General features: G+C 41.8%; 10 protein-coding genes and 1 pseudogene. 7 read left to right on the forward strand and 4 right to left on the reverse strand.

What is annotated here, in order from left to right:
- A partial coding sequence (locus L650_RS0122295; protein ID WP_029774448.1) for a thioredoxin family protein occupies positions 1-671 on the reverse strand: 671 nt, incomplete at its 3' end.
- Positions 672-827: 156 nt separating this feature from the next.
- Positions 828-1,397 carry an alkyl hydroperoxide reductase subunit C gene (ahpC, locus tag L650_RS0122300; protein ID WP_004587118.1) on the reverse strand — a complete coding sequence of 190 codons (570 nt, stop codon included), beginning with the start codon at positions 1,395-1,397 and terminating at the stop codon, positions 828-830.
- A gap of 254 nt (positions 1,398-1,651) precedes the next feature.
- Between ahpC and L650_RS0122305 the strand changes: the two genes are divergently transcribed.
- The 3 genes from L650_RS0122305 to L650_RS0122315 all read left to right on the forward strand — a co-directional run bounded on the left by L650_RS0122305 (position 1,652) and on the right by L650_RS0122315 (position 3,365).
- Positions 1,652-2,071 (forward strand): DUF3429 domain-containing protein, encoded by a 420-nt coding sequence (locus L650_RS0122305; protein WP_029774449.1) that lies wholly within the window; start codon positions 1,652-1,654, stop codon positions 2,069-2,071.
- A gap of 67 nt (positions 2,072-2,138) precedes the next feature.
- Positions 2,139-2,537, forward strand: a complete 399-nt coding sequence (locus L650_RS0122310; RefSeq protein ID WP_029774450.1) for a hypothetical protein — start codon at positions 2,139-2,141, stop codon at positions 2,535-2,537.
- A 3-nt stretch (positions 2,538-2,540) separates the two neighbouring features.
- Positions 2,541-3,365 carry a class I SAM-dependent methyltransferase gene (locus L650_RS0122315; protein WP_029774451.1) on the forward strand — a complete coding sequence of 275 codons (825 nt, stop codon included), beginning with the start codon at positions 2,541-2,543 and terminating at the stop codon, positions 3,363-3,365.
- On the opposite strand, the gene L650_RS0122320 is transcribed toward L650_RS0122315, so the two are convergent.
- On the reverse strand, positions 3,360-4,970 hold the full coding sequence (locus tag L650_RS0122320; protein WP_029774452.1) for a GMC family oxidoreductase: 1,611 nt from the start codon (positions 4,968-4,970) through the stop codon (positions 3,360-3,362). The two genes, L650_RS0122315 and L650_RS0122320, sit on opposite strands and share 6 nt — an antisense overlap.
- Before the next feature lie 176 nt (positions 4,971-5,146).
- Here L650_RS0122320 and L650_RS0122325 point away from each other — a divergent pair, with 176 nt between their 5' ends.
- The 4 genes and pseudogenes from L650_RS0122325 to L650_RS0122340 all read left to right on the forward strand — a co-directional run bounded on the left by L650_RS0122325 (position 5,147) and on the right by L650_RS0122340 (position 9,570).
- Positions 5,147-6,154 carry an AraC family transcriptional regulator gene (locus L650_RS0122325; RefSeq protein WP_029774453.1) on the forward strand — a complete coding sequence of 336 codons (1,008 nt, stop codon included), beginning with the start codon at positions 5,147-5,149 and terminating at the stop codon, positions 6,152-6,154.
- 31 nt (positions 6,155-6,185) lie between these two features.
- Positions 6,186-7,187, forward strand: coding sequence for a Gfo/Idh/MocA family protein (locus L650_RS0122330; protein ID WP_029774454.1), 1,002 nt, complete (start codon positions 6,186-6,188; stop codon positions 7,185-7,187).
- Positions 7,188-7,744: 557 nt separating this feature from the next.
- On the forward strand, positions 7,745-8,494 hold the full coding sequence (locus L650_RS0122335; RefSeq protein ID WP_004587131.1) for a FadR/GntR family transcriptional regulator: 750 nt from the start codon (positions 7,745-7,747) through the stop codon (positions 8,492-8,494).
- Positions 8,495-8,713: 219 nt separating this feature from the next.
- A pseudogene (locus L650_RS0122340) lies at positions 8,714-9,570 on the forward strand (EamA family transporter).
- A 75-nt stretch (positions 9,571-9,645) separates the two neighbouring features.
- Here the strand turns inward: L650_RS0122340 and L650_RS0122345 are convergent.
- On the reverse strand, positions 9,646-10,325 hold a 680-nt coding region (locus L650_RS0122345), incomplete at its 5' end, for an MFS transporter (RefSeq protein WP_029774455.1).

The raw sequence follows: 10,325 nt of genomic DNA on the forward strand, positions 1-10,325 counted from the left end.
CCCGCAGGTCCGCCACCTACTACTAACACATCAAACTCGTCTTTTTCGCTTAATGCTGCAGCTTGTTTAGCCGCGCCTTTAGAGTCTACTTTATTTAAAATGTCGGTCAGGCTTAATGCACCTTGGCTAAATGGTTCGCCATTTAAGTACACAGCTGGTACTGCTAAAATATTGCGCTCTTCTACTTCGTCTTGAAAGAGTGCGCCGTCAATCATTGTTGCTTTAATTTTGCTGTTTGTTGCTGCCATTGTATTTAGCGCCTGCACTACTTGCGGGCATGTTTGGCAACTTAAGCTTATGTATACTTCAAAATTAAGTTCTTGATTGAGTGATTCTATTTGTTCAATGTCTTCGCTTTTTGCTTTGCTTGCGTGTCCGCCAGTGTGTAAAAGCGCTAACACTAAACTTGTAAATTCGTGACCCATAGGTACGCCAGCAAACGTAATGTGGGTGTTTTTTTCAGGTGAATGCACAACCATAGATGGGCGACGTGCGCTCGAATCGGGGTTGCTCACTACCGTGAACTTGTCGCTTAATGATGCTAAGTCGTTTGCTAAGCTTTCTACTTCTGCTGATTTTTTGCTGTCATCCAAGGCAATAAGCAGCTCAACAGGTTGAGTAAGCGATTCAAAATGGCTTTTTAATTGATTTTTAATGTTGTTATCTAACATGGCTTAACCCTTTTTAGGAAAATTTAAACAGCAAGCCTCCCATGCCAACTAATGCATGTGCTAATGAGTCCGAGTTGAGATAGGAGGCACCAACAAACGAAATGATGTTGGTTTAAGGGCAGTTACCTGCCCTCATGAAAGTGGGGAAACCTATATTTAGATTTTACCAACTAGGTCTAGTGAAGGAGCAAGTGTGTCTTCACCTGGCTGCCAAGATGCAGGGCAAACTTCACCGTCGTGAGTTGCAATGTATTGAGCAGCTTGTACTTTACGTACTAACTCTTTAGCGCTACGGCCAATACCTAAATCGTGAGTTTCGATTACTTTAATTTCGCCTTCTGGGTTCATTACAAAAGTACCGCGAAGTGCAAGGCCGTCATCTTCTATCATAACGCCAAAGCTGCGAGTAATACGGCCAGTTGGGTCGCCAATCATTGGAAATTTAATTTTACCAATAGTGTCTGACGTGTCATGCCATGCTTTATGCGTGAAGTGAGTATCAGTTGATACTGAGTAAACTTCTACACCCATTTCTTGTAGCTGCTCGTAGTAATCAGCAACATCGCCAAGCTCAGTAGGACATACAAACGTGAAATCTGCAGGGTAAAAGAAGAAGATTGACCACTTACCTAGTACGTCTTTTTCAGACACTTCTACAAAGTCACCATTGTGGTATGCAGTTGCGTTAAAAGGTTGAATTTTTGTGTTGATCAATGAAGTGCTCATAGTATTCCTCATTTATATTTAAAGTGTTTTAAAGTTACTCAACGCAGCCAAAATGTGTGGCCTTTCGCGTTGGCTTGATTAATACAATAAGCCCATTAGTAAACTAAATAAAATTGATTGTTTAGATTAAAACAATCGATTTTTAAGATTGAACTATCTAGCTCTTCTATTCGTAAACGATTTATTACCTGTAAGTGCTAAGAATACTGCTACAATAGCCGCGCTAAAAAACACACAACATAAGGCATGCTGTAATGGAAAAATTTGTTAATCATATTCAACTTGGCTATTTGGGGTTACTACCCTTTTTGGGCTGTGTAGCGTGGCCGCTTATGTTTGGCAGTAATAGCGTTAACTTGGAGTTTTTTACTTTTTATAGCATTGCTATACTGGCATTTATGGCGGGCAATTTATGGCGCGCTGGGATGCAAAGCTACAGCGATGCAATTAAAGCGGTTGTGCCTGTTATACCCGTACCATTTTTATCGTTTATCCCGCTGGAGTGGGCGCTTGCCTGGTTAGGGGCTAATTTTTGGTTAGTTCTTATCTTTGAAAAAGCCACACCACAATGGCAAACCTACCATCGCGATTATCAAAAAATGCGCTTTATTCTTACCTCAGTGGTATTTGTCTGTCACATACTCACCATTGGTATGAGCCTTTACCCAAAATAACCTTGCGCTGCTTAACCTACTAGGCGTAATAGTGTAACATCCGCGCACTGCTATTTAAGGACGCACCATGATTGATACATTACGCCAGCAGCTTAACGAGCTTGGCGAAAACTACGTAGAAAAAAACGCCGCTTTTAAAATTAAAGTTATTCCGTTTTTTTGCGCTATTAGCATTAAAAAAGATCACAAAAATGAAGGCCGGCTCAGCTTTTACTCAAACCAATTAATAGAAATACTGTTAGTGGTGTTATTTATGTTGTTTGGGCTTACACTTTATAACCCAGAGGCGGGTTTTACACATGGCCCTATTCATATTGTATTTGCTATTTTAATTACCTTTAATTTAATTTTAAAGCAAATAGCCATTGAAGGGCTTAAAACACGCCTTGCGTTTCATCGTTTGCATGGTGCTAATACAGCGCAAAATACTCAAAGTGCAGATCAAAACACTCACAAATCTAATTAAGTTATGTATTTAAATCCTAATTGGCGAATTCTCACCGTAGGCGATGGCGATCTATCGTTCTCTAATGCGGTGGTTAATCATATAAAACCGGCAAAGTTAGTCGCATCTACTTATGATAGCGCCGAAACCATAGAGCAAAAATACCAACACAATGCGCTAAGTAGTTTAAAAAAGTGTCATGTTGAGGTTATTAATTGCTTTGATGTAACGGACCCTTTATGTTGGCAAAAATTAGCTGCCCACCAGCACAGCTTTGATGTGGTTATTTTTCAGTTTCCGCTTATTCCAGCCTTTGTAGGGCGCGAAGCATTTGAAAGCAACACCCAAAAAACCAGCATGAACGTGCTTAATCGCGCTTTACTACATCAATTTATTAAATACGCTAACAAATACGCGCTCGACAAAAGCGGCCCTATGCTTTGCTACATAACTTCAAAAGATGTAAAACCCTATCGCGAGTGGAATATTGAAGGCAGCTTAAGTAATGGCCTTGAGGCTAAGTACGCGGGCCAAATGCCTTTTGATATTAACCAGTTTGATGGTTACAAAATAAGAAACGTAGACCGTGACAAACACGTAAAAGACACCAGTGGCATCACTTATGTGTTTACGCCTAAAGCAATCTCGGCGCAATCTGACGAACTAAGCACGCACCTTACAAAGCCTGCGTATTTAGGTGAAAATCATTGTTCGCTTTGTCGGGTAGGCCCTTTTATTGCTACCGAAGATGAAAACAAACACCTTAACGCTAAAAAGCACCAACAAATGCTTAAACTAGAAGATGACTGGCAGGCGTGGCTTACTGACTTTTACAACCACACTTTATAACCCTGTTTTATAGCTCAATTTAATTAAATCAGCGGCCTTTTCAGCAATAGCAATAACAGGTGCGTTTGTGTTACCTGTTACTATGGTTGGCATAATTGAGGCGTCAATAACCCTTAAGCTGCGTGTCCCGTGTACTTGTAGTTTGCTATTAACCACCGCCATATTGTCGGTGCCCATTTTACAGGTGCCAACAGGGTGATATTCGGTATCGGCAGTTTGGCGAATAAACTCAATAAGCTGGGAATCGTTATTTACATCAAGCGGGTAAACAAAGTTACCACGAATTTTATCAAAGGCGGGGCTTTGCATAATACGCAGCGCTTTTTTAAGCCCTGCAAGCATAAGCAATAAATCATCAGGGTGGCTTAAATAATTAGGGTCGATAAGCGGCGCACTGCGTGGATCGCTATTGGCAAGCCTTATTGTCCCTCGGCTTTTGGGACGCATAATACTACTGTGAATACTATAGCCATGGCCAAGGTGAACTTTGCGACTATGATCGTCCACCAACCCAATTACAAACTCAAGTTGAATATCCGGCGCAGGCGAATTATCCAATACATTAATAAACGCATGTGACTCAGCAAAATTACTGGTTAATATTCCGCTGCGTTTACTAAACCACTGCGCACACCCTTTAATAATACTTGCAGCGCCTTTTACACTTACCCCAAAGGTGCCTTTTGCTGTATTTGCTTTACACAAAGGCACCACGGTTAAGTGATCTTGCAAATTACCCCCTACTCCTTCCAGTGCATGTTCCAGTGGTATGTTATGCGCTGCTAAATGCGCTTTAGGGCCAATTCCTGAAAGCATTAACACCTGCGGAGAGTTAATTGCACCGGCGCTCAAAAGCACCTCCTTTTTGGCCATTAATGTAATAATTTTACCGCCGCGCTCAAGCTCTACGCCGTGGGCGACCTTATTTTTGATTATAATTTTATTAACGTGGCTGTGGGTAAACACACTAAGGTTAGGCCTGTTTAAGTGCGGTGTTAAATACGCTTTTGCAGCACTACAGCGCTCACCATTATGTTGCGTAACCTGCGAAAGCCGTGCTCCATGTTGCTCAGCGCCATTTATATCGTCATTTAACTGTATTCCTTGCTCAACACACGCCTTTAAAAAGCAAGTGTTTAGCGCACTTGGCTTAGTCAGATCTTGCACATGCAAAGGCCCTTTTGTGCCATGTAACGTGTTATTAAACGTTTTATTGTTTTCGGCTTTTATAAAATAGGGTAATAAACTGTTGTAGTCCCACCCAAGGTTGCCATTTTGTGCCCAGTTATCGTAATCGTAGTTATTACCGCGTATATACACCATGGCATTAGTAGAGCTAGACCCACCTATCACTTTACCCCGCGGCACAAAGCCACATCGGTTATTAAGCGCCTTTTGCGGTACCGTGTTGTAATGCCAACTATTTATTCCGTATGGCACACTGGCCGCAATACCCGCAGGCATTTGTATTAAAGCGCTCTTATCGCTACCGCCCGACTCTATTAGGCACACACTTATATGCTGATCTTCTGATAAACGCGCTGCCAGCACACAACCCGCACTGCCTGCGCCAATAATAATATAATCAAACGTGTGGTTACTCATAGGTGCCTTTGCATCATCACTATTTAGTTCTTATTGGTAGCTGCTTCTGCTTAGTGCATCCATGCAGTTGTAAATAAGCAGTTTTATTGCAGCGTGCTATTCGCTCTATAGTGCATAGATTAAATCCTAAAAACTTGATATTTTTAGACACCTTCTTTAATTTACAGCGCCAGTGTATGAGCAGCCCAATACGTGCCACCTCTTTATATTCAATAGACTCGTTAATTAAAGAACTTGGCGCAGACCCAGCAAGCGTAATGAAAACCTGTAAGGTCAATGTCGACTTTAATAACCTTGAAAACCAATATTTACCCTATTTGAGCTATGCAAATTTATTAGAGTACTGCAGCCACACGCTTAACTGCCCAAGCTTTGGGCTTAAATTAGCAAATAAACAAAACTTTGATATTTTAGGCCACATAGCCATAGCCGCTAAAAGTGGGACTAATTTAGAAGAAGCGCTTAGCTGGGTGGTTAAATATTTACACTTACACAGCCCCGCATTGTGCTTAACAACGCACTCATTAGATAATGACGAGAGCTTATTTTTATCGTTTGAATTTAACCTAAAGCCCCTGCCACAAATAAACCAAGCCATAGAGCTAACGCTTGGCTTAGCCATGAGCATAATAAAAAAATTAAGTAATAATCAGTGCAAGCCTCGCACTGTGTTTTTACCGCAAAAGCTGGCAACTAATACACTCGCATACAAAACCTATTTTGGCTGTAAAGTAATAGAGCACCGCAACAGTGCGGGCATTGTAATAAACAAAGCCGACTTATCGATAAAGCTTAACCACAACAACCTTAATAAAACCGACGCGGCCTTTAATTTTTTAGCTAAACGCAACGAACACAGTCACTCATTACCTGCCCAAGTAAGCGCACTCATAAGGCCAATGCTGCCTATTTATCAATGTTCAAACCAAACTATTGCCGAGGCACTTAATATGCACCCGCGTACCTTGCACCGTGAATTAGCTAAACATAACACCAGCTTTGTAAAACTGAAAGACACCACACGCCGGGCGCTAGCGGCGCATTACTTGCTTCAAAAACAATACTCTATCAGCACTATTTCAATGCTTTTAGGCTATCACGAACAGGCAACCTTATGCGCAAGTGTTAAACGCTGGTTTGGGTATTCTCCACGCGCATACAGGGCAAAAAAAATGTTAAAGTAACGGCTCTTATTATTTAAGCTAAGGAGCAGGCATGAACTTTGTCATTGTCGGTACAAATTTTATTAGTGATACCCTATTAAGCGCAGCAAATACGTTACCTGCATTTAATTTATACGGTGTGTGCTCACGCAAACAATCAAGCGGCGGAGCCTTTTTATCTAATCACCCCAATACCGATGTAAAAATTTTCACCTCAATTGAGCTGGTATGCCAAGACCCCGATGTTGATGCGGTGTATATTGCAGCGCCAAATAGCCTACACAAGCATTATGCAGTAATGTGCCTTGAAGCAGGCAAACATGTACTAGGCGAAAAACCTTCAGCCGCTAATAGCCAAGAGCTAAATGCTATTTTAACTGCAGCTAACGCCAATAAACGTCTTTACATGGAAGCAATGATGACCACGCATTTGCCAAACTTTGCGCGACTTAAAAATGCGCTGAGTAAAATTGGTAAACCCCGTAAGTTTATTGGCCAATACAGTCAGTACTCATCACGCTACGATAAATACAAAAACGGCGAACGCCCAAATACCTTTTTACCCGAATTTGCCAATGGCGCTTTGCTCGATTTAGGTGTGTATCCGCTTTACCTACTTATAGCACTTTGGGGCGCTCCACAGCGCGTGAGTGCCAGCGGTGTACTATTAGATACAGGCGTAGATGGCGCAGGCGACGTATTATTAAATTACAATGATAAACAAGCCGTTATTAGCTACTCTAAAATTTCTCAAGGCGATAACATCACCGAAATACAAGGTGAGCGCGGACGCTTACGAATACACGCCGTGTCGCAGTTAAAACACATAGAGTTTGTTGCCAATAACGGGGAGGTTGAGGTTATTTCTGATAAATTTGATGAGCACTTTATGAAATACGAAGTTGCGCACTTTATGCAAACCATAAACGCGCAAAAGCTAGAGTCAGATATTAATACACATCAGCTTGCCCGCGACGTAATGAACGTACTTGATACCGCAAGAAAGCAGCTTGGGGTAGTTTACCCTAATGATAAAAACGCAGCAGCGGACTAAAGTTGACCCCCATCCGTGGGCAATCAAGGCAAGAGCCTAGTTGTAATTATGCGCTTACTTATTTTTTATTAGGTACAGCTAAATTACACAGGCTCTTTATTAAAGCGTGTAGATTTTTAATGGTTTAATTTGCATAAATCTATTCACCATTCAACCAAGGCAGCGCCTGTGCAGTATGGTTGCTCCCTACATTTAGGTGATCACGCAGCGCCAGTTATTAAGCGCACTAGGTTACTCACCTCGCACCACCATTAACCCACGCCTAAATTGCACACATTTCAATCCATTAAAGTTAGCTTGCTCTAAGCACGCTTATATAAATGAGCAAAGTTAACTTAGCACACAAAAACATGACCAATCAAGCTAGCCAATTATTAAAATTTATACTAAATTGGTAACATAAATAGGTTAACACTCATTTATAATATTATATGACCGTTACATCACTTTAGAATTTTGACATATTAGTGAATTTTGGGGTAACCTCTGCTAATAACAGTAGGTTTAGGCTATTTGAGCCTATTAGCCGCTATTCCTTAAGGTAATAAAGGTAGAATATGGGAAACCGTCGCTTATTTTGGCGCATTGTTGATAAAGTTGAAGCTTTGATAAACCAAGGAGAGTTTTCTGCTGGGAGTCGTTTACCACCAGAGCGAGAACTTGCCGACATGTTTGACGTAAGCCGCCCAACAATTCGTGAAGCTATTATTGCATTAGAAGTACGAGGCCGCGTAGAGGTCAAAACCGGCTCAGGCGTTTATGTAATAGAACAACAAGAAACATCTGTAAAAACAAAAGAGATCAGCGCTTTTGAGCTAACGCAAGCTCGCGCACTCATTGAAGGTGAAATAGCTGCACTTGCCGCTCAATCAATCACCGATGAAGAACTAGCTCAATTAAAGCAAACGCTAATAGCCATGGAAAAAGGCTTATATGTAGAGCAAGCAGACCGCGAGTTTCACGAAATTATAGCGCGTGCTACACGTAACAAAGCCCTTGAGTATGCAGTGGCAAATTTGTGGGATTTACGTTTAAACAATTCACAAATTGTGGCTGATTACGGCAGTGTGTGTAAAAACAATAACGATTGCGTAATGGATGAGCACACCGCTATTTATAACGCGCTACAAACACACGATGCAAGCGCCGCACGTACCGCAATGCATAAACACTTTAACCGTTTAATTAATGCATTATTTGACGCTGTAGAAGCGCGTGCGCTTGAAGAAATCAAACGTAAAAATGATGAAAAACGTGGCCTTTATTCTTTAGATGGCCTAGTTAAAAGTGCTAGCAAAACACACTAAAACGACCTAAACGTTTATAAGCCAACGATCTATTCGCTGGCTTTTTTATTTTAAGGCACTCAGCGTTTGCCTTTAGTTATGCATAATCAGCTACGCTAATTCATCGCACATATTAGTCACTCCCTCCCAAATTTAATTTGTATGCACTACAAGCTATTACTTAGCCAATAAAAAACAGATACACTGCGCAAAACTAGACGATTGTTACCAAGGAAAACAATGCAATCATCCACTAAAGACTTTTTGCTCGCGCTTGTGTGCGTTATTTTAGCAATGATCACAATTCAATCTGGCGCCTCATTTGCTAAGCAGTTATTTCCTGTTATTGGCCCCGAAGGCACTACTGCACTTAGGCTTGGCTTTTCTGCACTTATTTTGTGTTTAATATTTAAACCGTGGAAACACCTACCAGCTAAGGGGAATCGGTTATCAATTGTGGTATACGGTTTAAGCCTAGGCGGAATGAACATTTTATTTTATTACGCCATTGAACGTATCCCTTTAGGGATTGGTGTTGCGCTTGAATTTACCGGCCCATTAGCGGTGGCGTTATTTAGCTCACGCGCTAAGCGCGACTTATTTTGGGTGGCGTGTGCAATTGCGGGTATTTTACTGTTACTGCCCGATATGAGCAGCCAAGAAAGCCTAGACCCAATTGGCGTAATACTCGCTCTAGGTGCCGGTGCTTGCTGGGCAGCCTATATTTTATTTGGCAAAAAAACCGGCACGCAAAGCTCAGGCGGCGCAACGGTCGCACTGGGTATGACCGTAGCANCATTGTACTTGTACCTTATGGCGGCATATTACAAAGCAATGCGTTTACATGGAGTGTTATACCTCTGGGCATAGGCATTGCTATTTTATCAAGCGCACTGCCCTATACACTTGAAATGGTTGCACTGCGTAATATGCCCGCTCAAGGGTTTAGTATTATGCTAAGTTTAGAGCCTGCATTTGCCGCCCTTGCTGGGTTTATTATACTTGGCGAGTTATTAACCTTGTGGCAATGGTTGGCTATTTTATTAGTGATTATAGCCTCGGTGGGTAGCTCATTTTCGAGTGTTAAAAAACAATAATCGCCTCTATAAAAAGGCCAGCACATAACTGCGCTGGCCTTTTAAATAACAAAATATTATATAACTTGTATCGCGCTACTTTTTACTTGTCATTAAATAGCCGTCTAGTGATATAACAGGCATACCCGCTGCCACTAACGCCACGCTTTCCCAGCCACCAGCTTCGTATAGTGGGCTTGCCATTAACGAGCCAAGCGCTCCGCCAACAAAAATACTGGTCATGTATATGGCGTTTAAGCGAGCTCGGCTTTGCGGCTCTAATGAATATACCACCCGCTGACCCAGCACCATATTTGCCTGCACAGCAAAATCAATAAACATGCCCGTAAGCGCTAAAATAATAATACCGTGCGGAAGCTCAAATATACTGGGTAAAAAGCACGCAGCAGCAATCACTTTTGCAAGTAACGATAACTGATGCGTGTAACCTTTGTCGGCTAAACGCCCAACAATAGGGGCTGCAATAGCACCAGCTGCGCCTACTAAAGCAAATAAGGCGATTTGCGATTGCGATAAGCCATATTCTCTGGCTAATACAACCGGTACGCTGGTCCAAAATAAGCTAAAAGAGGCAAACATAAGCGCCTGATACAATGCCCGCTGACGCAGCACTGGCTGCTGTATTATTAGCTGCTTAAGCGATTTTAATAACTTAAAGTACGTTGTATTGTGTGCCGGTTGCCTGCTCGGTATAGCAAAATATATAACACTGGCTATAAATGCCATACAGCCTGCGGCAAAATAAAATACGGCTC

Source organism: Pseudoalteromonas sp. TB51 (assembly GCF_000498055.1).
GTDB lineage: Bacteria > Pseudomonadota > Gammaproteobacteria > Enterobacterales > Alteromonadaceae > Pseudoalteromonas > Pseudoalteromonas atlantica.